A 25953-nucleotide genomic window follows, 5' to 3' on the forward strand; every position below is an offset into this window, starting at 1 on the left:
AACTCCTGATTGACCAGACCTCAGATATTCGTCGGCGTCGTCAGTCGCCCAGGTCGTCGAGGTCGGCCGGGTCGGCGTCCGCCACGTCGAAGCGCTCGACGGTCAGCGTGTCGCCCGACGGGTCGACGTCGACGCGCACCGAGTCGCCGTCGACGACCTCGCCTCCGAGCAGCGCCATGGCGAGCCGGTCGTCGATCTGCCGCTGCATGAGCCGGCGTAGCGGGCGGGCACCGTAGATCGGGTCGTAGCCGCGCTCGGCGAGCCACGCCCGGGCGTCGGGGGTGACGGCGAGCGACAGGCGGCGGTCGGTCAGGCGGCGGCCGAGCCGGTCGACGTAGAGCGAGACGATCTGTCCGAGGTCGTCGGCCGTCAGCGTCGAGAACACCACGATGTCGTCGAGCCGGTTGACGAACTCGGGCTTGAACGCCTGGCGGACGAGCCCCTGCACGAGGTCCTCTTTCTCGGGGTCGCTCAGCGTCGGGTCGGTGATGACCTGCGAGCCGAGGTTCGAGGTGAGCACCAAGATCGTGTTGCGGAAGTCGACCGTCCGCCCCTGGCCGTCGGTGAGGCGGCCGTCGTCGAGCACCTGCAGCAGCACGTCGAACACCTCGGGGTGGGCTTTCTCGACCTCGTCGAGCAGCACCACGCTGTACGGGCGACGGCGCACCGCCTCGGTCAGCTGACCGCCGGCCTCGTAACCCACGTACCCGGGAGGCGCGCCCACGAGGCGGGACACGCTGTGCTTCTCGCCGTACTCGCTCATGTCGATGCGGACGAGCGCCTTCTCGTCGTCGAAGAGGAAGTCGGCGAGGGCCTTGGCGAGCTCGGTCTTGCCGACCCCGGTCGGCCCGAGGAAGAGGAACGAACCCGTCGGGCGGTCGGGGTCGCTGATGCCCGCGCGGGTGCGTCGGACCGCTTCGGAGACGGCCTGGACGGCCGCCTTCTGACCGATGAGGCGCCTCCCGAGTTCGGTCTCGAGGTGCAGCAGCTTCTCGGTCTCGCCGCTGAGCAGCCGCCCGACCGGGATGCCGGTCCAGGCGGCGACGACCTCGGCGATGTCGGAGTCGGTGACCGAGTCGCTGACGAGTCGGTCGTCGGACGCCTCGAACGACTCGGCGTCGGCGAGGCGGCGCTCGATGTCGGGGATGCGCTCGTAGCTGATGCGCGCGGCGTCTTCGTAGCGCCCCTCGCGCAGGGCACGGTCGGCGTCGATGCGCGCCTCGTTCAGATCGCTGCGCAGCGTGCCGACGCCCTGCAGCGCGGCCTTCTCGGCCTGCCACCGGGCGTCGAGGGCGTCGTAGGCGGCCTGTCGCTCGGCGATGGTCTCGCGCAGGGTGGCCAGGCGGGCCTGCGAGGCGTCGTCCTTCTCCTTCTTGAGGGCGAGCTCTTCGATCTGCAGCCGGACGAGGCCCCGGTAGAGCTGGTCGAGCTCGACGGGCGACGAGTCGATCTCCATCTTGAGGCGACTGCCCGCCTCGTCGACGAGGTCGATGGCCTTGTCGGGCAGTTGGCGACTGGGGATGTACCGGTTCGACAAGGAGGCGGCGGCCACCAGGGCGCCGTCGGTGATCGTGACCCCGTGGTGCGCCTCGTACCGTTCTTTCAGGCCGCGGAGGATCGCGACGGTGTCCTCGACGCTGGGTTCACCGACGTAGACCTGCTGGAACCGCCGTTCGAGGGCGGCGTCCTTCTCGATGTACTGGCGGTACTCGTCGAGGGTGGTGGCGCCGATCAGGCGCAGTTCGCCCCGGGCGAGCATGGGCTTGAGCATGTTCGACGCCGCGACCGAGCCCTCGCCACCGCCGGCGCCCATCAGCGTGTGCAGCTCGTCGATGAAGGTGATGACCTGGCCGTCGCTCTTGGTGATCTCTTTCAGCACGTCTTTCAGGCGCTCTTCGAACTCTCCGCGGTACTTCGCGCCGGCGACCAGGGCGGCGAGGTCGAGGCTGATCAGGCGCTTGTCTTTCAGGCTGTCGGCGACGTCGCCCTCGACGATGCGCTGGGCGAGGCCCTCGACGACGGCGGTCTTGCCGACGCCGGGCTCGCCGATCAGCACAGGGTTGTTCTTGGTGCGGCGCGTGAGCACCTGGCTGATGCGTCGGATCTCGGCGTCGCGGCCGATGACGGGGTCGAGCTTGCCGCTGCGGGCGACGGCGGTGAGGTCGACGCCGTACTTGTCGAGCGCGGACTTCTGCTTCTCGTCGGACGCGGGTGCGCCCTGCAGGTTCGCCATGGGGCAGTCCTTTCGTGTCGGAGACGGTGACGAGGCGCGGGCTGGGTACCAGCCTGACTTGCGTCCACCCGGCTCAAGTTTATGTCGCCCGGGCGGCCCGTGCCAGACGGAGATGAACGCAGGTCAGGTCTATGTTGAAATACCCTGTTTCAGGATGTAGTATTTCGTTGTTCTGTTTCTCGCCTGCCCTCCCGGTGGGCCGACCACGAAAGACACACATCTTGAAGAAAATCGCTAAGACCGGGGCCGCCTTCGGCCTCGCCGCGCTGACGCTCGCGTCATCGCTCACGATGGGGGCGGCCGCCAGCGCGTCACCGGCTCCTACGGCCGCATCGACGCTTGCCGCCGACCATTACTCGATCCCCTTCGTCGTCAGAAACGCCGACGGTACCTACTTCGGCCTCAAGGAGGACGGTTATCGTTCGGCGGACGGCACGTTTGAAGCGGCGCGTGCTGCAGCTGAGATGGTTCAGATTCCCAAACTTGGAACGACTGGCAGCATCTTGTCTGAAGATGGCAAATCATGCTGGTTCAACGGTCAGCAGGGTGGGCGAGTCCTTCAGAGGTGGCCCTACGACACAAACGGCTACTGCGCGGTCAATAACGGATGGGGCTCACAGTTCTACGTTGAAGGTGACGGCACACTTGTCAGCACGAAAAATCCGGGTTTCAGGCTGCAGCAACAGCCCGTCGGCCCACGGGCGAAGTTCGACACAGTGGCGGCGGGCGTCGTTGAGTCCAAGCTGGTCGCGACTGCGGCCGAGACGTTGAGCGTGGATGTGTACGACCGCACGGCTGTCGTCGCGGGGCGCGCGCAGCCGGGTGCGACGGTGGCGATCAAGGGTGGGTCGACGAACAAGACCGTTCAGGCCGATGCCGAGACCGGTGAGTGGACGACCACCGTCCGGGGCCTGGCCCTGGGCGAGAACCCGTTCACCCTCGAGGCGTTCGACGAGAAGGGTGACTCGCTCGGGTCGTCGGAGTTCACCGTCGACGTCCCGATCACGCCGCTGAGCGCTGCGGTGCAGTCGACCAGCGTGTTCGCCGGCACCGCCGTGGTCGAAGTGACCGGAACCCCGGGGCTGTCGCTCGACTACCAGAACAAGGACGTCACGCTGAACCGCGACGGCAAGGCGACCGTCCTCGTCGACGGTCTCAGCCAAGGCGCCAACACGGTCCGCTTCCAGCAGTACGAGGCCGGCAAGCAGATCGGTGGCGACCTCGAGTACGACATCCGCGTCACCGCCCGCAACATCGTCGCCCAGGCCGCGTTCGACGACCGCGGCATCGACCATGACGCGATCCTCTCCGGCACCGCCGAGGCACAGGCCGACATCACCATCGTCGACGGCAACGACAAGGTCACCACGACCACCGCCGACGCCGACGGCGCCTGGTCGACCCCGGTCACCGCACCCGGCTCGGGCCTGCAGAACTTCGAGGCCAGCCAGTCCATCAAGGGCATGGCCGCTGGCTCCACCGACGTCCGCCTGAACTACGGCAACGCGGTCGAGATCACCTCGCCCGGCAACAACACCCCCTGGGCCGGCGGCGACCTGACCTTCCGAGGCGACGGCCAGTACACCGCCCCGGTCGAGATCACCGAGAAGGGCAACGACACCGTCGTGGCCTCCACGGTCGGCGTCAACAACGGCAGCTGGACCGCCAAGGTCACAGGCGTCGACGGTGACCACAAGCACACCTTCACCGCCACGATGCGCTCCAAGGGTAACCTCACCACCACCGACACCATCGTGGTGAACGCCGACAAGGACGAAGCCGAGACGGCCGCCCCCGTCGCCGTGACGAACCCCACGAACGTCGCCGACGGCTACACCCCTAACGCCCCCTTCACCTTCGAGGGCACCGGCACCAAGGGCAAGACCATCACCGTCGAGAACAAGTTCGGCACCCACATCGCCACCACCACCGTCGGCGACAACGGCCAGTGGTCCTGGACCCGCGCCAACATGGGCACCTCGATCTGGAACCTGAACTTCATCCAGGACAAGGGCCTCGCCACCGAGACCGTCGCGAAGGTCTTCGGGTTCACCCCCAACGCCGCACCGGCCCCCGTGGTCACCGTGACGAACCCCACGAACGTCGCCGACGGCTACACCCCCAACGCCCCCTTCACCTTCGAGGGCACCGGCACCAAGGGCAAGACCATCACCGTCGAGAACAAGTTCGGCACCCACATCGCCATCACCACCGTCGGCGACAACGGCCAGTGGTCCTGGACCCGCGCCAACATGGGCACCTCGATCTGGAACCTGAACTTCATCCAGGACAAGGGCCAGACCGGCGAAGCCGTCGCGAAGGTGATGGGCTTCAAGCCCAACGCCGCCCCGACCCCCGTGATTGTCGTGACGAACCCCGCGAACGTCGCCGACGGCTACACCCCCAACGCCCCCTTCACCTTCGAAGGCACCGGCACCAAGGGCAAGACCATCACCGTCGAGAACAAGTTCGGCACCCACATCGCCACCACCACCGTCGGCGACAACGGCCAGTGGTCCTGGACCCGCGCCAACATGGGCACCTCGACCTGGAACCTGAACTTCATCCAGGACAAGGGCCAGACCAGCGAAGCCGTCGCCAAGGTCGACGGGTTCAAACCCCGCGCCTGACACCTCCGCCCGGCCGACACCGCCGCGTCGAACACGCGGCCGACGAACACCGGCCGGCACCCGGTGCCGGGGTGGACCGTCTCGAGACGATCCCCCCGGCACCACCCCCAGGGCCCCGCTCCCGCGCGTCCGGGCCGACGCCCCCCGATCCGCTCCACGACCCCGATCCGAGGACACCATGACCAAGAAACCGCTCCTGCTGACCCTGACCCTCGCCGCGACCCTGACCACGGGCCTCGCCGGCTGCACCCAGGGCGCCCCCACCCCCACCCCGAGCCCGACCGCCGACAGCCACGACGTCGCCGAGGCCGAAGCCCACGAGAACACCTGCGTCGACGGCTTCGCCTGGATGACCTTCGGCGACGGCGAGGACGACGAGAAGACCCTGCCCGACGGCTGCGACACCGTCGTGGTCCAGGGCGACGGCGGCACCCTCACCACCGGCGACGCGCGAGTCGTCGTCGTCATGGGCAACGACGTCACCGTCCACGCCGGGGCCGTCGAACAGGTCGACCTCGAGGGCGACGACAACACCGTCACCCACGACGGCACCCACGAGGTCGCCGTCAACACCGAGGGTGAGGGCAACACCGTCACCACCGGCTGAACGCGTCACCCAGGAGGCGCCCCGCGAACACCGCCGCGGGGCGCCTCCTGCATCTCCCCCGTGACGTAGAACATCTCATCTGCTATTAATGACGAGTGCGTTTCCTTGCGCATGCCGCTGCAGAGAGGACTTCCATGACTGCCCAGTTCCGCCGCGCCACAGCCCTGACCGCGATCGCCGTCACGGCCACCCTCATGGGCGGGCCCGCCGTCGCCGGCGAACCCGACCCGGTCGGCGGGACGCCCCCACCCGTCGCCACCGAGGCACCTGCACCCGAAGCGGCCGACCCGACGGCGGACACGACCCCCTCACCCGACCACACGGTCGACCCCAGGGCACTCTCGGCCGAAGCCACCGTCGACGTCGATCGACGGACGGTCCACCTCGTCGGCCGATCCACCCCCCGGGCCACCGTGGTCGTCGACGATCTCTTCGAGGTCGAAGCGGACGGCACCGGCGCGTGGCGGGCCGACGTCACCGGTGTCCGCCTCGGTCCGACGACGATCACCCTCGCCGAGTACGCCGCCGAGACGTTGGTCGACGAGTCCACGCTCGACGTCTTCGTCGGTCAGCGCCTCCAGGCCTCCGGTCGCTTCCCCGACGACCGCACCCGACGGGCTCAGGTCGTGGGCACCGCCACGCCTCACGCCCGGGTCGAGGTGGTCGACGCCGTGAACCACGTCGTCGGGGCGACAGACGCCGCCGACGACGGCGCGTTCGAGGCCGACGTGCTCGCCCCCGACGCCGGCGGGCCCGCGACCTACGACGTCCGGCAATCCCTCGACGGCGAGGGCATCGACCACGCCCCGGTCACCCTCGACTACGGTCGAGCCGTCGAGGTCACCCAGCCGGTCGACGGGGCGCCCCACCCGGCCGGGCCGGTCGCCCTCGTCGGCGTCGGCGTGCCGCGGGGCGAGGTGCGCGTCCGGGAGAAGGGCTCGACCACGTGGCTCGCCCCTGCGGCGACGGTCCTGGCGTCGGGCACCTGGCGACTGGCCACCACACCACTCGACGACGCCGTCCACGAACTCGAGGTCGTGCAACTCGGTCGGGGAGGCAACCGGACGACCGACACCGTCACCGTGAACGACGCCGAGGCCCCCGAGCCACCCACCCTCCTGCCCGGCACGATCACGGGCCCCACGACCTACGTCTCGGGGCGGCCGACCACGATCACGGGCCGGGCGACCCCCGGCGCGACCGTCGCCCTGACGAACGCCTGGCAGACGCCGATCGTCCAGGGCATCCCGACCGACCCCATGACCGGCGCCTGGCACTACACCCGCATCCTCGTCGCCCCGAGCGTCTACACGCTCTACGTCACCCAGCAGCTGGGCGACCTCTCGGCCACGTCGGGGCCCTTCGTGATCACGCCCGAGACCGCCCGTCCCGCCTTCGCGGTGACGAGCCCCGACCGCGCCGCCGGCTTCACCTCGGGCCGCACCGTGACGTTCGCGGGCACCGGCGACCCCCGGGGTTCCGTCCGGATGCAGAACAAGTGGGGCACTCCGATCACCGGCCCGGTCCGCGTCTCGAGCACCGGCAGGTGGGCCCTCAGCCACCCGCTCTACGCGCCGTCGACCTACTACCTCACGTTCATCGAGGCCACCCCCGGCCAGCCCGAACGCCGCGTCGACTTCGGAGCCTTCGCCCCGCGCCCCTGAACCAGGCGTCGGCGGCTCGACGCCGGCGGCTCGGTGGCCCCGTCACGGGCCGTCGGCGAAGCGCGAGATCGTGCTCGACCTGCCGTAGACCGCCAGGGTCGTCGCCGACCAGTCGTTCCGCACCAGGTCGAGCACGTTGCCGGCGCCGGGCACCGAGACCCCTCTCACGGGCGACGGTGCGGCTGCACCCACCTCGAACGTGTTGGCGAGCAGGGTGCCGGTGTTCGCCGTGCTGGTCAGCTCGATCGCCGCACCGATCGGTGATCCGGGCGAGAGCACGAGCCCGACGATCCGGTTCCGCACCACCGTCGTCCGGTCGTTCGAGTGGTAGAGCGCGATGCCGCGTTGCTCGCAGGCCTGGAGCACGTTGCCCCGCACGACGACGTCGCGGGTCAGGTACAGCAAGATGCCGGCCTCGCGCGTGCCCCCGCCCATGCCGACGACGGTGTTGCCCTCGACCACGGCGGTGGCACGCTCGCTGGTCGACCCCACGGTCGACCCGGCGCCCTTGACGACGATGCCCGAGCCGGGGCGGGTGGCCTCACCCCGTTCGACGTGGTTGCCGGTCACCACCACGTCGGTCGGGGCGTACACGTACTGCCCGCGGGACTCGTCCTGGCACGGCACGATCGCGATGCCGACCGAGCACCCGGTGACCCGGTTGTCGCGCACGACGATCGACTCGCCGGCATGGGTGCCGATGCCCTCCCACTGCAGCACCCGGGTCACCGTGTTCCCGTCGACGGTGACCCGGGCCGAGCGCGGCGAGTCGGCCAGCGAGCGCGACTCGTCCCGGGTGACGGCGATGCCGTACGAGTTGACGTAGCCCGGCGACTGGCGGACGTCGGTGATCCTATTGCCCCGGACGACGCTGTCGAGGCACGAGATGAGCAGCACGCCCGCGTAGCCGACGTCCGAGATCGAGCACTCGACCACCTCGAGACCGACCACGTTGCTCGCGAGGACCCCGTCGTGCGAGAAACCGGTGATGCGACACGCCTCGATCGACACCCGCTCGAGCGGCGACGCGGCCGTGCCCGTCGCCACGACCGCACGGCCCGCGCCGGCCGCAGACGCCCCCGCCCCCACGAGGACGGCGTCCACGATCCGGACGTCGGAGGCCCGCACGTCGACCAGCGTCCCGTGCACGGTCGAGGTGAGCGTCGCGCCGGGGGCGAAGAGCACGGTCATCGACCGGTCGACGACGAGCGGCCGGGCCACCCGCTCGGACCTGTCGACCAGCAGGGTGCCCGACGTCGGCACCGCACGCAACGCCTCGTGCACGGTCGCGTACGCCGACGACGACACGACCACGGTCAACCCGGGAGGCGCGGCGGAGGTCGCCGACGTCGGCGCGGCCGCCGCAGCGGTCGGGTCCGCAGCCGCCCGCGAGAACCCGACCGCGCCCGCACCGGCCGATGCGAGCGCCGCCGCCAGGAAGGTCCGGCGGCCCGTGGTGCCACGGGGTGAGCCGGTGGTGGACACCGGATGGTGATATGTCGTTCGCACGTGTTTCCTCCAGGATCAGACGCCATATTAATATGACGATCGTTCGGTTTATCAGGCCGACACTAACACCTGGAGGCTCCGAATCGATGCGTGGGCATAATGGCGTGATGATCGACGTCGACCTCGCCCGCCGCCTCCGCGATGCCGGACTCCGCTGGCACCCCCGCCCCGGCGACCGGTTCACCATCGAGCAGGGCGACTTCGACTCGGCCGAGGTCTTCACCATCAGCGACATGACGGTCGAGGCCCACGACTACCCGACGGGCACGGTGCTCGGCTTCAACGGCACGACCGAATGGGCGCTCGACTCGGTCGCCGCGACCGACGCGCTCTGGCTGCCGCGCGAGGACCAACTGCGCGACCTGCTCGGCCGGTCGTTCGAGTCGCTGGTCCGTCGCCACGCCTCGGGCCCCGGAGGCGCGGGTGACGACGAGACCGTCGCCTACGAGGTCCGCACCCGGGCTCCCGGCAGCCCCGCCGGATCGGACCTCACGAGCCACCTGGCCGGAGCCGCCGACGACGCCTACGCCCTCGCGCTGCTGTCGTTCGTCGAGGCGTCGCTGCGTCTCGACTGACACCGCCGGCGGCAGCCGTTCAGCGCCTGGTGGACACCGTGACGGTGAAGACCCGGTCGCGGGCGACCTGGCGGGTCGGCCCGACGATCCGCTCGAGCGCCGGCCGGTGGGCGAGGTGGCTGTTCCACACGCACCAGAGCTCACCCCCGGGCCGCAGCAGGCGAGCAGCGGCGGTGAAGAGCTTGTGCGAGATGCCCGTGTGCACCGCGGCCCCGATGTGGAACGGTGGGTTGAGCAGCACGAGGTCGGCGGACCCTCCGGGCAGCGAGCCTCCGGCGTCGTCACGGAGGACGCTCACCCGGTCGGCCACGCCAGAGGCCTCGACCGTCGCCCGCGCCGACGCCACGGCCGCCGACGACTGGTCGGTCGCGACCACCACGGCTGCCGGGTGGTCGAGGGCGTACGACGCCGCGAGCACCCCGGTGCCGCAGCCGAGGTCGACCACGCGCTCCGCCTCGACCGGGGCCGCCGCCAGCGTGTCGAGCAACAGCCGCGTGCCGACGTCGACGGTCGGCCCCGCGAAGGCGGCGGCCCGGGCGACCACGACGAGGTCGCCGTGCGATTCGCGTCGGGGCCACCTCGAGGGGCCCGCGGCCGGACCGGCGGCCGTCAGCACACGGGACTTCTGGTGGGCGCGGCCCGCGCGCACCTCGGTGAAGTGGCGCCCGAGGACGTCGTTCATCGCGAGGGTCATGTGCTTCACCCGGCCCCCGGCGAACACCTGCACGTCGGGGTGGGCGTGGGAGGCGACGAGCTGGGCGATCTCGTCGAGGGCGTCGAGCCCCCGGGGCAGTTGCACCAGCACCACGCGAGCGCCCTCGACCAGGGACGGTTCGAGGTCGAGCGACGCCCACCGGGCCGGGCTGCCGAGGGCGCGAGCGTTGGCGGCCAGGGCGAGTTCGCCCGAGTAGGAGTCCTGGTGCACGCGCAGTTCGTGCTCGCCGACGAGGGTGGCCGCCCCGAGCGTCAGGGCACCGTGGCGGTCGCCGGCGACGGTGACGTGCCCAGGGTGGGCGACCAGCGCCTCCTCGGCCACGTCGAGCAGCAGGCGGTCGGTGGCGTCGTGCGCCATCAGCTCGCGAGCCTCGACGTCGGGCCATCGGCGGAGCCGGTCGAAGTCGATCACCAGGCCACGCTAGCGGTCGTCGACCCGCGGCCCCGCGTCAGCGCAGCGGCCGCCACACGACGACGGACGTCTGACGCGTGGGGCGCGTGCCGTGTTTGAGCGGGACGACCCCGCTCTCGCCCGCGGCGAAGACCCGGGCACCGGGTCGGTTGACCAGCTCGTCGGCCAGCGCCCGCTCGAGCTCGCGGACCCGCTTCTGCAGCGACGTCACCTGGTTCTCGAGTTCGAGGACGCGCCGGATGCCCTCGAGCGACACGCCCTCGCCGCCCAGCCGCGCGATCTCGCGCAGCTGCACGACGTCGCGCATCGAGTACCGACGCGACTTGCCGGCAGTGCGCTGCGGCACGACGAGGCCGAGCCGGTCGTACTGGCGCAGCGTCTGGGCGTGCAGACCGGACAACTCGGACGCCGCCGCGATCGCGAACAGCGGGGAGTCCTCGTCCATCGGTGCGTCGTGCGGTTGCGGGCGGTCCATCTGCTGCTCCTCTCGACGGGGTGGGCTGCCGCCCGGGCGATGCCCGACCGGGCGGTACCGGACCCGGGCGGTACCGGACCCGGGCGGTCAGGCCCGGGCGCGGGCGATCAGGTCGTCGCGGGGGTTCTCGGCCGGCAGGGCCGCGGCGAGCGCCTCGACGGCCTCGCGCGCCTTGTCGTTGAGGTGGGCGGGCACGGCCACCTGGACGGTGGCCAGCAGGTCGCCGACACCGTCTTTCGCGTGGACGCCGCGGCCCTTGACGCGCAGCACGCGCCCGGACGGGGTGCCCGGTGCGACGCGCAGGCGGACCGGGTCGCCGCCGAGGGTCGGCACCTCGATGGTCGCCCCGAGGGTGGCCTCGGCGAAGGTGACGGGCACGTCGAGCCGCAGGTTCTTGCCGTCGAGCTCGAAGACCGGGTGCTTGCGGACCGCGACGGTCAACACCATGTCGCCGGCCTCGCCGCCGTCGGGGCTCTGCTCGCCCCGACCGCGCAGCTTGATCTTCTGGCCGTCGTGGACGCCCGCGGGGATGCGGACCTTCATGGGCTTGCCGTTCGAGGCCTGCAGCGTGATGGTCTCGCCGACGATCGCGGTCTGGAAGTCGAGGGTCGTGCTGGCCGTCATGTCGCGGCCCTTCGACGGCCCGCCGAAACCGCGGTAGCCGCCGTTGGTCTGGCCGAAGCCACCACCACCGAACATGCCGCCGAAGATGTCGTCGAAGCCGCCTCCGCCGCCCTGGCGGAACTGGGTGCGCTGGCCACCCTGGTTGAACATGCCGCCGAAGACGTCCTCGAAACCGCCACCCGCGCCTCCGGGGCCGCCGCTGCCGGCCGTGAAGCGGGCACCGTTGCCCATCGCGCGGACCTGGTCGTACTCACGACGCTGCTCGGGGTCGGAGAGCACCGAGTTGGCCTCGCTGATCTCTTTGAACTTGGCCTCGCTGGCCGCGTCGCCCGGGTTGCTGTCGGGGTGGTACTTGCGCGCCAGCTTGCGGTAGACCTTCTTGAGCTCGGCCGGCGTGACGTCTTTGGAGACGCCGAGGACGGCGTAGAAGTCCTTGTCGAACCAGTCCTGACTCGCCATGCGGCACCTCCTTCCTTGACTGGAGGTCGCTGCCCGGCAGCGACCTGGAGAGAACGGGGGAGGCGGTGGGCACCTCGTCGAGGAGCCCACCGCCGATCGCGACTCACGTCGCAGGGGGTGGTGACGGGCAGCCGGGTGGGCCGCCCGTCACCGGGGTGTCACTGCGGGGTGTGCACCGCGACCTTGGCGGCCCGGATGACCCGGTCGCCGATCGTGTAGCCCGGCTCGATCACGTCGGCCACGGTGTTGACCGTGACGTCGGCGCTCGGCAGCTGGACGAGGGCGTCGTGCTTGCTCGGGTCGAAGACGTCGCCCTTGGCGCCGATCTGCGCCAGGCCGAACTTGTCGAGCCCCCCGCGGATCTTCTGCGCGATGACGGTCATCGGGCCCTCGGCCAGGTCGCCGTGCTGTTCGGCACGGGCCAGGTCGTCGAGCGCCGGCAGCAACGAGCGGACGACCTCGGCGACCACGGCCTCGCGGTTGGCCTCGCGGTCACGCTCGACGCGCCTCCGGAAGTTCACCAGCTCGGCCTGTGCCCGCAGCATGTCTTGACGCATGTCGGCCACGAGGTCGGCACTCGCCGCGTCGAGGATGGCCTCGTCGTCGGCGCTGAGCGTCTCGGTGCCCTCGGGCGCCTGAGCCATCTCGTCGGCGGCCGCCTTGGCCCCCGCCGGGGCCTCGGCGTCGGCCGAGACCTCGACGTCGGGCGCCTCGGCGTCGACGAGCTCGTCGGGGTCGACCACGTCGGCCGTGCCCCCGTCTTCGGACGGGGTCGCGGGGCGCGGCTCGTCGTCGGGCGTCTTGTTCTGGTCAGTCATGCCGACCGCCTCTACTTCTTGTCGTTGTCGTCGTCGTCCACGACCTCGGCGTCGACGATGTCTTCGTCGTCACCTGCGGCCTGGCCGTCGGTCGGCGCGCCCTCGCCGGCGGCACCGGCAGCACCCGCCTGGTCGGCCTGGCTCTGCGAGTAGATCGCCTGGCCGAGCTTCTGCTGGCTCTCGTTCAGCTTGTCGAACGCGGGCTTGATCGCGGACTCGTCGTCGCCGGCGAGCGCGGTCTTGAGGGCGTCGACGTCGGCCTGGACCTCGCTCTTGACGTCGGCGGGCAGCTTGTCGTCGTTCTCCTTGATCAACTTCTCGATCGAGTAGACGAGCTGCTCGGCGTTGTTGCGGGTCTCGTTCGCCTCGCGACGCGCCTTGTCTTCGGCGGCGTTCTCTTCGGCCTCGCGGACCATGCGCTCGATGTCGTCCTTCGACAGCGACGAACCGCCCGAGATGACCATCGACTGCTCTTTGCCGGTGCCCTTGTCTTTCGCGGACACGTGCACGATGCCGTTGGCGTCGATGTCGAACGTGACCTCGATCTGCGGCACGCCACGCGGGGCGGGGGCGATGCCGGTCAGCTCGAAGGTGCCGAGGTTCTTGTTGTCGCGGGTGAACTCGCGCTCGCCCTGGAAGACCTGGATCGCGACGGACGGCTGGTTGTCGTCGGCCGTCGTGAAGGTCTCGCTGCGCTTGGTCGGGATGGCCGTGTTGCGCTCGATGAGCTTGGTCATCGCGCCACCCTTGGTCTCGATGCCGAGGCTCAGCGGGGTGACGTCGATCAGCAGGACGTCCTTCCGCTCACCCTTCAGCACGCCGGCCTGCAGGGCGGCGCCCACGGCCACGACCTCGTCGGGGTTGACGCCCTTGTTGGGCTCCTGGCCGCCGGTCAGCTGCTTGACGACCTCGGTGACGGCGGGCATGCGGGTCGAGCCGCCGACCAGCACGACGTGCGCGATGTCGCCGACCTTGACGCCGGCCTCTTTGATCACGTCGTTGAAGGGCTTCTTGGTGCGGTCGAGCAGGTCGCTCGTCCACTGCTCGAACTGCGAGCGCGAGATCGTCTCGTCGAGGTTGAGCGGGCCGTCGGCCGTCAGCGTCAGGTACGGCAGCTGGATGCTGGTCGAGGTGCTCGACGACAGCTCTTTCTTGGCCTGCTCGGCGGCCTCTTTCAGGCGCTGCTTGGCGATCTTGTCGGTCGAGAGGTCGACGCCGTTCGCGTCCTTGAACTTCTTGATCAGGTGCTCGACGATGCGGTTGTCCCAGTCGTCGCCACCGAGGCGGTTGTCACCCGAGGTGCTGCGCACCTGGATCGTGCTGAAGTCGTCGTCCTTGCCCACCTCGAGCAGCGAGACGTCGAAGGTTCCGCCACCGAGGTCGAAGACCAGGATGAGCTCGTCTTCCTTGCCCTTGTCGAGGCCGTAGGCCAGGGCGGCGGCGGTGGGCTCGTTGATGATGCGCAGGACGTTCAGGCCCGCGATCTCGCCGGCCTCTTTCGTGGCCTGGCGCTCGGAGTCGTTGAAGTACGCCGGCACGGTGACGACCGCGTCGGTGACCTCTTCGCCGAGGTACTGCTCGGCGTCGCGCTTGAGCTTGCCGAGGATGCGCGCCGAGATCTCTTGCGGCGTGTACTTCTTGTCGTCGATCTCGACCTTCCAGTCGGTGCCGACGTGACGCTTGACGCTCGCGATGGTGCGGTCGACGTTGGTGACGGCCTGGCGCTTGGCGGTCTCGCCGACCAGCACTTCTCCGTCTTTCGTGAAGGCGACGACCGAGGGGGTCGTGCGCAGGCCCTCGGCGTTCGCGATGACGGTGGGCTCGCCACCCTCGAGGACGCTGACGACCGAGTTGGTGGTGCCGAGGTCGATTCCTACTGCACGTGCCATGTGCTTTTCTCCTTCGATGGTGCGGGTGATGCGGGAAGTCGTGACGTCCGAGACGTACGGGGCCGACTGCTTGAGTCGAACAGGCTCAACTTTACTCACGGCTGGCCTCAGGTCAAGCTGTGAACCTGAAAGTTGAGCCAGAGAGACTCAACTCTCGGACGGGGGGCGACCGACGAGGAGGCGCGACCCGCGTCGGTCACGTCCGCCCACTAGGTTGACCCCCATGACCGCAGCGCAGACGCTCGCCGACAGCAGCCCGATCCCGCGTCGACGGGTCGTATCGTGGGCCCTGTGGGACTGGGGCTCCGCCGCCTTCAACGCCGTCGTCACCTCGTTCGTCTTCAGCACCTACCTGGCCAGCGGGGCGTTCGTCGACCCGGCGATCGTCGCCGCGGCGGGGGACGACACCCAGAACCCCGCGCTGCAGCTGGCGAAGGCCCAGAACGCGACGGTCATCTCGACGGCCCTCACGATCGCGGGCGTGCTGATCGCCCTGCTCGCCCCCGTGCTCGGCCAACGCAGCGACGGTTCGGGGCGCCGCAAGCTCTGGCTGGCGATCAACACCGGCCTCGTGGTGCTGGCGATGGTCGCCATGGTCTTCGTGGCGCCGGCGCCCGGCTACCTCGTCTTCGGCGCCGCCCTGCTGGCCGTCGGCAACCTCTTCTTCGAGTTCGCGAGCGTCAACTACAACGCGATGCTCGTTCAGGTCTCGACCCCGAAGACGATCGGCAAGGTGTCGGGCTTCGGCTGGGGCCTGGGCTACGTCGGCGGCATCGTGCTGCTGCTGCTGTTGCTCGTCGCCTTCTTGCAGAGCTTCGGCGTCGAGGGCCGAGGCGGCCTGCTCGGCGTGGCGACGGGCACGGCGGGCGGCTCGTGGGACGTCCGCCTCTCGATCGTCGTCGCCGCGGTGTGGTTCGCCGTCTTCGCCGTGCCGGTGCTGCTGTCGGTGCCCGAGCTGCCCGCCACCGCCGCCGGGGCGCGGGTGGGACTGTGGCGCTCGTACCGCCTCCTGGGGTCGACGATCGCGAAGCTCTGGCGCACCAACCGCCAGGTGCTGCTGTTCTTGCTGGCCAGCGCGGTCTTCCGCGACGGCCTCGCCGCCGTGTTCACCTTCGGCGCCATCATCGCCGCGGTGGTGTTCGGCTTCACGCCGGCGATGGTGATCTACTTCGCGGTCGGCGCGAACCTCGTGGCCGGCATCGGCACCTTCGTGGGCGGCTGGCTCGACGACCGCCTCGGGGCCAAGACGATCATCGTCGGCTCGCTGATCGGCCTCGTGGCCGCGGCCTTCGCCGTGCTCGCCATCGGCACCTCGACGAACCTCTTCTGGGTGTTCGGCCTGGCCCTGGCGCTGTTCGTCGGGCCGATCCAGTCGGCGAGCAGGTCCTTTCTCGCGCGCATCACTCCCCCGGGCCGCGAGGGCGAGATCTTCGGCCTCTACGCGACGACCGGCCGGGCCGTGAGCTTCTTGGCACCCGGGCTCTTCACGCTCTTCGTCGGCGCGACCGGCGACACGCGCTTCGGCATCGTGGGCATCGCGCTCGTGCTGCTGGCGGGTCTCGTGCTGATGCTGCCCGTCAAGACGGCCCAACGCGCGATCGACTGATCCGGTCAGCCGGCCGGGCTGGCCGAGGAGGCGCCGGCCAGGTAGCCGCCGACGGTGTCGTCCCGCAGGGCCTCGCGCAAGGCGTAGAGCCGGTCGACGTCGAACGAGACGTACGACTGACCGTCCGCCGAGGTGCCCCCGCCCGACGTCGCCATCGTGAACGTCTTCAGGCCCGACGGCCGGAGCCCGCGTGAGCTCCAGGCGACCTCGGCCATGCGGGTCGGCGTGAGGCCGGGGTCGACGGCGACGTGGTCGGCGGTCGCGGCGACGAACGCCGAGAGGGCGGCCGGGTCGGTGAGGGTGTGCCGGTCGAGCAGCCCGTCGACCAGGCCTCGGACGAACGCCTGCTGGTTGCGCACGCGCTGGTGGTCGGCCTCGGCGAACGACTTCCGCTCGCGCACGAAGTCGAGCGCCTGCTCGCCGTCGAGGTGGTTCTCGCCCTGGACGAACTCGTGGCCACCCGCCCGGAACGCCCGCTCGCTGACGACGTCGACGCCGCCGAGGGCGTCGGTCATCGCCTCGAAGCCGGCGAAGTCGACCTCGGCCACGTGGTCGACCCGGGTCTGCAGCAGCTGCTCGACGGTCTGCACCGTGAGCGGGACGCCGCCCCAGCTGTACGCGGCGTTGATCTTGGCCATGCCGTGCCCCGGCACGTCGACCCAGGTGTCGCGCATGATCGACATCACGTAGACCGCGCTGCGGTCGGCCGGCAGGTGCACGAGCATCATCGAGTCCGAGCGTCCGGACTCGCCGGCCACCCGCGTGTCGGAGCCGAGCAGCAGGACGTCGAGCGAGCCGTCGTCGGCCGGGGCGGGCCGGTCGGCCTCGTCGGGGAAGGCCGCCTCGATGGTGGTCGCGCCCTCGTCCCAGGTGCGGGCGAGGTGCGCGAGGTACCCCGCCCCGACGCCGAGCACCAGCGCGGGCAGGCCGACGAAGACCACGAGGGCGGACACGAGGGTGGCGACCACCCGGCGCCGACGCCGACGGTCCCGCCGGCGGGCCGACCGCTCACCCCGGGGCGGGGGCGGGGTCGTGGCCTCCGCCCCCTCGAGTCCGAGTCGGTCGAGGGCGTCCGCCTCGGACGACGCGGGCGTGGACTGGTGTCGTTCGGCAGGCATCCTCATATTGTATTTCACATTCAGAACGGAGACAAGAGGGGCGGAGGCGAGCGCGGTCGCGACGTGGGCGGAGGCCAGGGCCGGGAGGCGCGGTGACGGCCGGAACCGCGCCTCCCGGGGGCTCCGCCTCGCGGACGACGACAGCGTCGGCGGTGGTCCGTAGGCTGACCGGGTGAGCACCCTCGACGACGACTACGACATCCGCACCTTCGCGGCCGCGCTCGACCCCGAGGCGGGCGACGAGTCACCCCGGGCCGACGACGCGACCGCCGCCTGGGTCGCCGCCGAGTCGATGGGGTTCCACGAGCCCGCCCCCGACGACGCCGCCCTGGGCCGTTCCGCCCGGCGGCTCGTCGCCGACGGCCGACGCCTGACCGGCGCCTACCGTCGCGAGGCGAACCCGGGCTCGCTCGACGCCGACGGGCGCCCCGTCGCCACGTTCACCTCGTTCGACAAGACCCTGCACGTCGGCGGCGGCCGCCTCGTCGAGGCCGACCTCGTCGCCGGCGTGACGGTCCAGCCGACGCACCGCCGCCGTGGCCTCCTGCGCCGCATGATGACCGACGACCTGGCGAGGGCGAAGGCCGCCGGCACCCCGGTCGCCGCCCTCACCGCCAGCGAGGCCTCGATCTACCGTCGCTTCGGCTTCGGCGTGGGCGTCCGCGAGCGCACGATCGAGGTCGACGTGCGCCGGGCCGGGGGCCTGCTGAGCGAGCCGGAGGGCAGCACCGAACTCGTCTCCCCGGCCTCGCTGGCCGAGACGGCTCCGGCCGTCTTCGCACGCTTCCACAGCCGCACCCCGGGGTCGATCGACCGTCACGCGGGGTCGTGGGACGCCGTGCTCCGTCGCGAACGCCCCGACGGCACCCCCGACCCCGCCGTCCGGGCGGCGGTGCACCGCGACGCCACCGGCACGATCGACGGCTACGTCACCTACCGGGTCGAGTCGGCGGGCGGAGGGGCCGGCTCGACCGGCGTCCCGACCCTCGTCGTCGTCGACCTCGTCGCCGCGACCGACGACGCCTACCTCGGGCTCTGGCAGCTGCTGCTCGCGGTCGACCTGGTCGCCACGGTGCGCTACCCGAACGCGCCGCAGCACGACCCGCTCGCCCACGCCCTGGTCGACGGCCGGGCGCTGACGATCGTCCACGACGAGGACCACGTGTGGTTCCGCATCCTCGACCCCGTCGCCGCCCTGCAGGCCCGGCCCTGGGCCGCCGACGGCGTCGTCACCGTCGCGATCGGCGACGCGCTCGGGCACGCGGCGGGCACCTACCGCATCACGAGCGAGGGCGGCGACGCGGCGGTCAAGAAGGCCGCCGTGCGCCGCGCCGACCTCGAGCTCGACGTCGCGACGCTCGGCTCCCTCTGGCTCGGCGGCTTCGACCCGGTCACCCTGGCCGCGGCGGGCCTCGTCCGTGAACGACGGAAGGGCGCCGTCGCGCGCCTGAGGGCGATGCTGACCCCCGAGCGCCCGGTGCACGGCATCACCTACTTCTGACGCCGCGCCCCTCCGGCCACCCCGGCCAGGGCACCGGCCGTGCCGGCCAGCAGCATGATCGTGGTCGCCGTCGCCAGCTCTCGCGGGTCGGCGGCGAGCGACCGGAAGCCCGCGACCAACGTGGCGGGGCCGACCGCCGCGCCGCCCCGGGTCGAGAGCACCATGACGGTGCCGCCGCCCACCACGCTGGCCGAGGCGGTCACGGTGGCGGCGACCACGGCGCGCGCGACGGGTCGGTGACGGAGCAAGGCGAGGGGCGACGGCACGGCGGCTCTTTCTACGGACGACAACGTGGGTTATCTATATCACGTCCCGCCCGCACCGGTCGCCCGACGTCGACGACGACGTCACCCGGAGTCGGCTACGCGCGCGTCAACCCGTTCGCGCGGGCGACCTCGCCGTACCAGCGGGCGCTCGGCTTGGGGGTGCGCTCGAAGGTCTCGCGGTCCCAGCCGATCAGGCCGAACGTCGGGCGGAACCCGCTGGCCCACTCGTAGTTGTCGAGGGCGCTCCAGTGCTGGTAGCCGAGCACCTCGACGCCCTCGTCGATCGTCTCGTGGACCCCCTCGAGGGCGCCCTGCGTGTAGGCGATGCGGCGGCTGTCGTCGGCGGTCGCGATGCCGTTCTCGGTCACCATGACGGGCACGTGCCCCGACAGCTCCCACGCGCTGCGGATGCCCTCGGCGGCGGCCGGCGGGTAGAACTCCCACCCGGTCAGGGTCGTCTCGAGCCCCTCGGCGACCGGGCGCGGCCCCTCGGGCCCGACGAACGTCCGCGTGTAGGCCTGCACGCCGACGAAGTCGTCGCCCGCGGCCATCTCGCTGTACCAGTCGTCGCGCACGTAGCCGTACTCGCGAGTCGCCTCGGCGGCACCCGGCTCGTCGACGGCCGCGAACGCCTGGGTCGCGACCGTCCACCCCGACTTCAGGCCGGCCACCTGCGACAGCACCTCGCGGCTGCGCTTGTGCGAGGCGAGCAGGGCGTCGGCCACCTGCAGGTCGGGGTTCGGCAGCCCGTGGGCGACGAGGTTCGCGGCCTCTTCTCCCCCGGCCAGCATCGCCGCGATGTTGGGCTCGTTGATCGTGCAGACGTACCGCACGCCCTCGGCGACGACCGGCAGCGCGAGCTCGGTGTAGCGCGCGAACAGGTCGGCGGCGTCGGGTGCGCGCCAGAAGCCGTCGCGCTCGAACCAGCGCGGCACGGTGAAGTGCATCAGCGTGACGACGGGCTCGATGCCGAACTCGTGGCAGGTCTCGACCATGCGGCGGTAGTGCGCGACCTGCGCCTTGCTGACCATGCCGCGCTCGGGCTCGATGCGGGCCCATTCGATGCTGAAGCGGTAGCTGTTCAGGCCGAGCTCCGCGAGCAGCCGGATGTCGTCGCGGAACCGGTGGTAGCTGTCGGCCGCGTCACCGCTCGGCTCGACGATGGTCGTGCCGGGGGCGTTCTCGTGCACCCACCAGTTGCTGTTGACGTTGTTGCCCTCGATCTGGTGGGCGGCGGTGGCGGCTCCCCACAGGAAGCCGTCGGGGAAGGTCAGCACAGGGTGGTTCCTTTCGGGTGGAGCGAGAGGGGACGTCAGGAGGCGCGGTGCGATCGGCGCGGGTTCGGCACCGCGTCGAGCAGCTTCACCGTGTAGGGGTCGGTCGGCCGCTGCAGCACCTCGGCCGTGTGCCCCCGCTCGACCACGGCGCCCTGGTGGAGCACCATGATGTCGTCGGTGATCAGGCGGGCGCTCAGCAGGTCGTGGGTGATGTACAGCATCGAGACGCCCCACTGCTCGCGGAGGTCCTCGAGCAGGGCGAGCACGCCGGCGCGTAGTGAGACGTCGAGCATCGAGACGGGCTCGTCGGCGATGATCACCTGCGGGTCGCTCGCGAGCGCCCGGGCGATCACGACGCGCTGCCGCTGACCACCCGACAGCTGGTGCGGCAGCTTCGCCGCGAACTGCTCGACCGGCGTCAGACCGACCGTCTCGAGCAGCTCGAGCACCCGGCGCCGCGCCTCCTGACCGGTGAGGCCCGTGAAGTTCACGACCGGGCGGGTGAGCGTGTACTCGACCGTGTGCAGCGGGTTGAGCGCCGCGTACGGGTCTTGGAAGACCATCTGCACGTCGCTGCGGAAGCTGCGCAGGGCGCGTCCGCGCAGGCGCGTGACGTCGGTGTCGCCGAAGGTGACGCTGCCGCTCGTGGGCTTCTCGACGCCCGTGACGAGCTTCGCGATCGTGCTCTTGCCCGAACCGCTCTGGCCGACGAGGGCGAGCGACTGACCCGGTTCGAGCGTGAACGACACGTCGCGGACGGCCCGCACGGGGTCGTCCCCCCGACGAGGAGGCGCGTAGGTCTTGGTCACGCCGCTCACGGTGATCGCGTGCTGCGCCGTGCGCTGCCCGCGCGTGGCGACCGTCGGCACCGAGGTCGTGGTGTCGACGCGGCGCTCACCCCGGGCCCGGCGGACCGAGCGGTCCTCGAAGCCGGGCAGCGAGACGACCTCGGCGCGTGGGTCGGCGTAGTGCGAGAGCAGCATCTTCGTGTAGTCGTCCTGCGGGTCGGCGAGCACGTCGGCCGAGCGGCCGTCCTCGACGATGCGCCCCTCGTGCATCACGAGCACGCGCTGCGCCGACTCGAGCACGATGCCGAGGTCGTGGCTGATCAGCACGGCCGTGAAGCCCTCGCTCTGCTGCAGCGAGATGATGGTGTCCATCACGGCGTGCTGCACGAGCACGTCGAGGGCCGTGGTCGGCTCGTCGAAGACCATCAGCTGCGGCTCGAGCGACAGGGCGAGGGCGATCGAGACGCGCTGGCGCATGCCGCCGGACAGCTCGCCGGGGAACCGTGCGAGGACGCCCGGGTCGAGCTCGACCTTGGCGACCAGCTCGGCGGCGCGGGCGTGCCAGCGGTCGCGCGGCACGTGGCCGTGGGCCTTGAACACGTCGACGAAGTGGTTGCGGATCGTGCGCACCGGGTTCAGCGCGTTCATGCCCGACTGCAGCACCATCGCGAATCCGCCCTGACGCTGCTGACGCAGCGCCTCGGTGTCGAGGTCGCGGACGTCGGCGCCGTCGAACCAGATGCTGCCGCCGTTGGTGCGTGCCGGCGACTTCTGCAGACGGGTCAGCGCGTAGCCGAGGGTCGACTTGCCCGAGCCCGACTCGCCGACAAGGCCGACGAACTCGCCCCGCTTCAGCTGGAACGACACGTGGTCGACGGCCTGCACCGGCTCGGAGCCGGCGCTCTCGTAGACGACGCTGAGGTCGCGGACGTCGAGCAACACGTCGTCGGAAGACGAGGGCGAGGAGGCGGTGGGCTGGTCGGTGAGATCCGTGGCGGTCACTTGCGCGCCTCCTTCTTCTGCTTCGCGCCTTCGCGAAGTCGGGGGTTGCCGACGGCGTCGACGCCGAAGTTGATCAAGGTCAGGCTCATCGCCAACAGGGCGATGCAGAGGCCGGGCGCGAAGAGCAGTATCCACTGGCCGGTGAGCAGGGCGTTCGAGTTCTGCGCCCAGTAGAGGATCGTGCCCCAGCTGACGATCGACGAGTCGCCGAGCCCCAGGAACTCCAGGCCGGCCTCGGCGAGGATCGCACTGGTCGCGGCGCCGAAGAACGAGCCGGTGATCAGCGAGGTCATGTTGGGCAGGATCTCGCGGAACACGATGCGCCCCGCGCTCTCGCCCGAGAACCGTGCCGCCGTGACGAAGTCGCGCGATCTCAGCGACTGCGTCTGGCTGCGCAGCACGCGCGCACCCCAGGCCCAGCCGGTGACGACGATCACCGCGAGGATCACGGTGATGCCGCCGTTCTGCAGGTAGGCCGCGATGACGATCATCAGCGGCAGGCCCGGGATGACCAAGAAGAGGTTGACGACGAAGCCGACGACGTCGCCGCCGAAGCCCTTCATGTAGCCCCAGCTCAGCCCGATCGCGACGGCGACCAGTGTCGACAGCACGCCGGCGACGACGCCGACGAAGACGCTGATGCGGGCGCCGTGGATCAGCTGGCTCAGGACGTCCTCGCCGGCGGCCGTGGTGCCCATCCAGTGGGCCCAGCTCGCGTCGGCGTTGCGCTCGAAGCCGTTCTCGCTGCCGCCGTAGGGGGCGAGCAGCGGGGCGAAGATCGCGACGAGCACGAAGACGCCGAAGATGACGACGCCGATCTTCGCCTTGGGGTTCGACCAGACGGTCGCGGCCATGCGGCCGACGGTGAGCCAGCGACTGGGCGCCTTCTGCTCGGCGGGGCCGGTGGGGGGCGCGCCCTCGGGCAGGTGGACGGACACGGTGGAGGTCATCGGCGGGTCCTAGGGTCGAGCACGCCGTACAAGATGTCGACGAGGAAGTTGGCGACGAGCACGCTGACCGTGATCATCAGGAAGAGGGCCTGCATCAGCGGGTAGTCCTGGCCGATGACGGCGTTGAACAGCAGGTAGCCGATGCCGGGGTAGCCGAACACCTGCTCGACGAGGATCGAGCCGCCGACCACGCCGCCGAGGGCGAGGCCGAAGCCGGTCAGGTTCGGCAGGATCGCGTTGCGGGCGGCGTAGCGCACGGCGACCGTGCGGCCCTTCAGCCCGTTGGCCTCGGCGAAGGTGACGTAGTCGTCACCCAGCGTCGAGATCATCGCGTTGCGCATGCCGAGGATCCAGCCGCCGAGGCTCGTCAGCAGGATGGTGATGGCCGGCAGCACCGCGTGCTGCAGGGCGTCGCCGACGAAGGCCGGCGTGAACCCGGGCGTGGTCGTCGCGCCGTAGGCCCCCGTGGTGGGGAACCAGTGCAGCACGTAGCCGAGGAAGAACAGCAGCAGCAGGGCCGTCCAGAAGTACGGGAACGTGCTCATGAAGCTGCCCGACAGGGTGGGCAGCGAGTCGAGCCAGGTGCCGCGCTTCCACGCCGCGGCGACGCCGATCAGGGTGCCGAGCACGAAGGCGATGATCGTGCAGACCCCGACGAGGATCAGGGTGAACGGCAGCGCCTGGCCGACCAGGTGGCCGACCGTCTCGGGGAAGAACGTGTAGCTGGTGCCGAAGTCGAGACGCACCACCTGGCCGAGGTAGCTGACGTACTGCTGCAGCACGTTGCCGTCCGGCACGCCCAGCTGGGCCTCGATGGCGGCACGGGTCGCCGCGCTGACCGGACCGTTCAGCGACAACTTCGCGATCGCGGCGTCGGTCGGGCTGCCGGGCATCAGCCGCGGCAGGACGAAGTTCAGGGTGACCGCGGCCCACAGGGTGAGCACGAACAGGCCGAGTTTCTGGGCTGCGTACTTCACTGGTCGCCGTCTTTCTGGTCGACGCGCTTCAGCTTCGTGAAGATCAGCAGCGGTGCCTGGTCGTAGTTCTGCGGTGCCATGTACGGGTTCTCGGCGGTGGGCCAGCCGGTGAACTTCGAGTCGTTGAACAGGCCCCAGAGCCCGCCGTAGTAGAGGCCGATCACGGGCAGCTGGTCGTAGACGACGTTCTGCAGCTGGTAGGCGTACTGCTTCTGCTGCTCGGGGTCGGTCGTGGCCTTCCACTCGTCGAGCAACTGGTCGACCGCGGGGTCGCTGAAGCGCTCGTAGTTGGCCGCCGTGGTCTCGCCGACCGGGGTCGCGAAGTCGCTGTTGAGCAGGTTGTTGTAGGCCTGGTAGACGTTGCCGTTGCCCATGCCGCCCATCGCCATGTCGAACTCGCCGTTCGCGATGGCCGACTGGTAGCCGGCCGGCTGGGGAGCCTGGATCTGCACGTCGATGCCGATCGCGCCCAACTGGCTCCGCACCTCCTGCACGGCCCGCAGCCAGTCGGTGTAGCCGTTGGCCGTGAGGATCGTGATCGTCAGCTGCTCGCCGTCCGGGCCGACCAACCGGTCACCCTGCTGTACGTAGCCCGACTCGGCGAACGCCGCGAGGGCACCGTCGACGTCCTGCTCGAGGATGCCGGCGTTCGGGATCGACGGGTCGAGGTCGTCCTGCTGGTTGGGCAGGATGAGCCCGGTCTGGCCGGCGGGCTCGAGGTAGCCCTCGGTGGCCGACTCGGCGATCGGGCCGCGGTCGAGCGCCAGGGCGATGCCGCGACGCACGTTCACGTCGTCGAACGGCGCCTTGGTGAGGTTCGGCACGAGACCGATCACGCCACCCGGCGGGAACCAGAAGTGGTTGTCGGGGCTGGCAGCACCCCAGGTGCCCTCGACGTCGCTGATGAACGAGTACGACCAGTCGTAACCGCGCGTGACGGTGTCGAGCTGGTTGTTCGTCGCAGGCAGGATCAGGTGGCCGATCTCGATCTTCTCGGCCTGCCAGTACGTCTCGTTCTTGTCCATCGAGTACTGCTGCGGCGAATAGTTGCCGAGCGTGAACGGGCCGGTGCCGACCGGGTCGGGGTTGCGGAAGGTCGTGGGGTCGTCGACGTCCTTCCACAGGTGCTCGGGCACGATCGTCGTCTGGCCGATGATCTCCATCGCGGGGACGTCGTCGGTCTGCAGGTGGAAGACCACGTGGTCGCCCTGCTGCTCGATCGTGTCGATGTGCTGCCAGGCGCCCTTGAGGTCGAGGGTCGGGTTCGCCTTGATCAGGTCGAACGTGTAGACGACGTCGGCCGGGGTCATCGGCGTGCCGTCGGACCACTCGACGCCGTCGCGGATCGTCATGTCGATCGTGCGCGCGTCGGGCAGGACGGTCTCGCTCGCGAGCCAGGGCGTGATCTCGTTGTCGAGGGGGTTGATCTCGAGCAGGGGCTCGTAGATCCAGGTCGAGGCGGTGCGCTTGTTCGTGAGGAACGGGTTGAAGTTTCGCTCGAACTGCGGGTTGCCCTTGTCGGCGTTGATCAGCATCGTGTCGGCCCCGATGCTGGGGTCGGGCTGGCTGCGGATCTGGATGCTGCAGCCGGTGGCCACGAGCACGGCCGCCGTGGCCGCGGCCAGCGCCGTGAGCGTCCGGAGGCGCCGACGGGGCCGTCGGGTGGGTGTCGCGTGCGTCATCGCCACGTTCTCTCATTCGTCGTCGAGGTGAGCTGAGCCCACTGTAAGCGCATACATCAACCGTGCGCAAGCGCCCGACGAGACGAGGAGGCGCGAGATCGTTCGACGCCGAGCCAACCGTCAGGGCATGCCAGGGCCCGCACGACAGAATCGGCTCCGGGTGCTGACCCGACGCCC

The 25953-nt window shown here is 70.6% G+C and carries 20 protein-coding genes; 6 read left to right on the forward strand and 14 right to left on the reverse strand.

What is annotated here, in order from left to right; translation table 11 throughout:
• Positions 1-40: 40 nt before the first annotated feature.
• Positions 41-2233 (reverse strand): ATP-dependent Clp protease ATP-binding subunit, encoded by a 2193-nt coding sequence (locus tag ITJ55_RS12570; protein ID WP_194595717.1) that lies wholly within the window; start codon positions 2231-2233, stop codon positions 41-43.
• A gap of 131 nt (positions 2234-2364) precedes the next feature.
• On the opposite strand from ITJ55_RS12570, the gene ITJ55_RS12575 reads away from it, so the two are divergent.
• The 3 genes from ITJ55_RS12575 (at position 2365) to ITJ55_RS12585 (ending at position 7134) form a co-directional block, all read left to right on the forward strand.
• Positions 2365-4863 (forward strand): hypothetical protein, encoded by a 2499-nt coding sequence (locus ITJ55_RS12575; protein WP_194595718.1) that lies wholly within the window; start codon positions 2365-2367, stop codon positions 4861-4863.
• 178 nt (positions 4864-5041) lie between these two features.
• On the forward strand, positions 5042-5470 hold the full coding sequence (locus ITJ55_RS12580) for a DUF3060 domain-containing protein (protein WP_194595719.1): 429 nt from the start codon (positions 5042-5044) through the stop codon (positions 5468-5470).
• A 134-nt stretch (positions 5471-5604) separates the two neighbouring features.
• Positions 5605-7134, forward strand: coding sequence for a hypothetical protein (locus tag ITJ55_RS12585; RefSeq protein ID WP_194595720.1), 1530 nt, complete (start codon positions 5605-5607; stop codon positions 7132-7134).
• Between the two features lie 42 nt (positions 7135-7176).
• On the opposite strand, the gene ITJ55_RS12590 is transcribed toward ITJ55_RS12585, so the two are convergent.
• Positions 7177-8619, reverse strand: coding sequence for a right-handed parallel beta-helix repeat-containing protein (locus ITJ55_RS12590; protein WP_194595721.1), 1443 nt, complete (start codon positions 8617-8619; stop codon positions 7177-7179).
• A 131-nt stretch (positions 8620-8750) separates the two neighbouring features.
• On the opposite strand from ITJ55_RS12590, the gene ITJ55_RS12595 reads away from it, so the two are divergent.
• A complete protein-coding gene (locus ITJ55_RS12595; protein WP_194595722.1) occupies positions 8751-9218 on the forward strand; it encodes a pilus assembly protein CpaE in 468 nt (155 codons plus the stop codon).
• Between the two features lie 19 nt (positions 9219-9237).
• On the opposite strand, the gene ITJ55_RS12600 is transcribed toward ITJ55_RS12595, so the two are convergent.
• The 5 genes from ITJ55_RS12600 to dnaK form a co-directional block, all read right to left on the reverse strand.
• Positions 9238-10347, reverse strand: coding sequence for a methyltransferase (locus ITJ55_RS12600; RefSeq protein WP_228498558.1), 1110 nt, complete (start codon positions 10345-10347; stop codon positions 9238-9240).
• A 34-nt stretch (positions 10348-10381) separates the two neighbouring features.
• A complete protein-coding gene (locus ITJ55_RS12605; protein WP_056260595.1) occupies positions 10382-10789 on the reverse strand; it encodes a heat shock protein transcriptional repressor HspR in 408 nt (135 codons plus the stop codon).
• Positions 10790-10906: 117 nt separating this feature from the next.
• On the reverse strand, positions 10907-11902 hold the full coding sequence (locus ITJ55_RS12610; RefSeq protein WP_194595723.1) for a DnaJ C-terminal domain-containing protein: 996 nt from the start codon (positions 11900-11902) through the stop codon (positions 10907-10909).
• Between the two features lie 158 nt (positions 11903-12060).
• Positions 12061-12720, reverse strand: a complete 660-nt coding sequence (locus tag ITJ55_RS12615; protein WP_082486659.1) for a nucleotide exchange factor GrpE — start codon at positions 12718-12720, stop codon at positions 12061-12063.
• Positions 12721-12731: 11 nt separating this feature from the next.
• The gene (dnaK, locus tag ITJ55_RS12620; protein ID WP_194595724.1) at positions 12732-14609 is read right to left on the reverse strand and encodes a molecular chaperone DnaK; all 1878 of its coding nucleotides are present in this window, start codon (positions 14607-14609) and stop codon (positions 12732-12734) included.
• A gap of 223 nt (positions 14610-14832) precedes the next feature.
• Here dnaK and ITJ55_RS12625 point away from each other — a divergent pair, with 223 nt between their 5' ends.
• Entirely contained in the window at positions 14833-16215 is a 1383-nt protein-coding gene (locus tag ITJ55_RS12625) for an MFS transporter (protein ID WP_194595725.1), read from the forward strand.
• Between the two features lie 5 nt (positions 16216-16220).
• Here the strand turns inward: ITJ55_RS12625 and ITJ55_RS12630 are convergent, their stop codons facing one another.
• On the reverse strand, positions 16221-17333 hold the full coding sequence (locus ITJ55_RS12630) for an LCP family protein (protein WP_194595726.1): 1113 nt from the start codon (positions 17331-17333) through the stop codon (positions 16221-16223).
• A gap of 172 nt (positions 17334-17505) precedes the next feature.
• On the opposite strand from ITJ55_RS12630, the gene ITJ55_RS12635 reads away from it, so the two are divergent.
• A complete protein-coding gene (locus tag ITJ55_RS12635) occupies positions 17506-18834 on the forward strand; it encodes a GNAT family N-acetyltransferase (protein ID WP_194595727.1) in 1329 nt (442 codons plus the stop codon).
• On the opposite strand, the gene ITJ55_RS12640 is transcribed toward ITJ55_RS12635, so the two are convergent.
• From ITJ55_RS12640 to ITJ55_RS12665, 6 genes are all read right to left on the reverse strand, one after another.
• Entirely contained in the window at positions 18825-19100 is a 276-nt protein-coding gene (locus ITJ55_RS12640) for a hypothetical protein (RefSeq protein ID WP_194595728.1), read from the reverse strand. The two genes, ITJ55_RS12635 and ITJ55_RS12640, sit on opposite strands and share 10 nt — an antisense overlap.
• Positions 19101-19195: 95 nt before the next feature.
• Positions 19196-20377 carry a family 1 glycosylhydrolase gene (locus ITJ55_RS12645; RefSeq protein ID WP_194595729.1) on the reverse strand — a complete coding sequence of 394 codons (1182 nt, stop codon included), beginning with the start codon at positions 20375-20377 and terminating at the stop codon, positions 19196-19198.
• A 35-nt stretch (positions 20378-20412) separates the two neighbouring features.
• Positions 20413-22167, reverse strand: coding sequence for an ABC transporter ATP-binding protein (locus tag ITJ55_RS12650; RefSeq protein WP_194595730.1), 1755 nt, complete (start codon positions 22165-22167; stop codon positions 20413-20415).
• The gene (locus ITJ55_RS12655) at positions 22164-23117 is read right to left on the reverse strand and encodes an ABC transporter permease (protein WP_194595731.1); all 954 of its coding nucleotides are present in this window, start codon (positions 23115-23117) and stop codon (positions 22164-22166) included. Before ITJ55_RS12655 ends, ITJ55_RS12650 begins: the two co-directional genes overlap by 4 nt.
• Positions 23114-24094, reverse strand: a complete 981-nt coding sequence (locus tag ITJ55_RS12660; RefSeq protein WP_194595732.1) for an ABC transporter permease — start codon at positions 24092-24094, stop codon at positions 23114-23116. Before ITJ55_RS12660 ends, ITJ55_RS12655 begins: the two co-directional genes overlap by 4 nt.
• Positions 24091-25776, reverse strand: coding sequence for an ABC transporter substrate-binding protein (locus ITJ55_RS12665; RefSeq protein WP_194595733.1), 1686 nt, complete (start codon positions 25774-25776; stop codon positions 24091-24093). Before ITJ55_RS12665 ends, ITJ55_RS12660 begins: the two co-directional genes overlap by 4 nt.
• Positions 25777-25953: the final 177 nt, after the last annotated feature.

Source organism: Frigoribacterium sp. VKM Ac-1396, from assembly GCF_015350895.1.
In the GTDB taxonomy this organism is placed as follows: domain Bacteria; phylum Actinomycetota; class Actinomycetes; order Actinomycetales; family Microbacteriaceae; genus Frigoribacterium.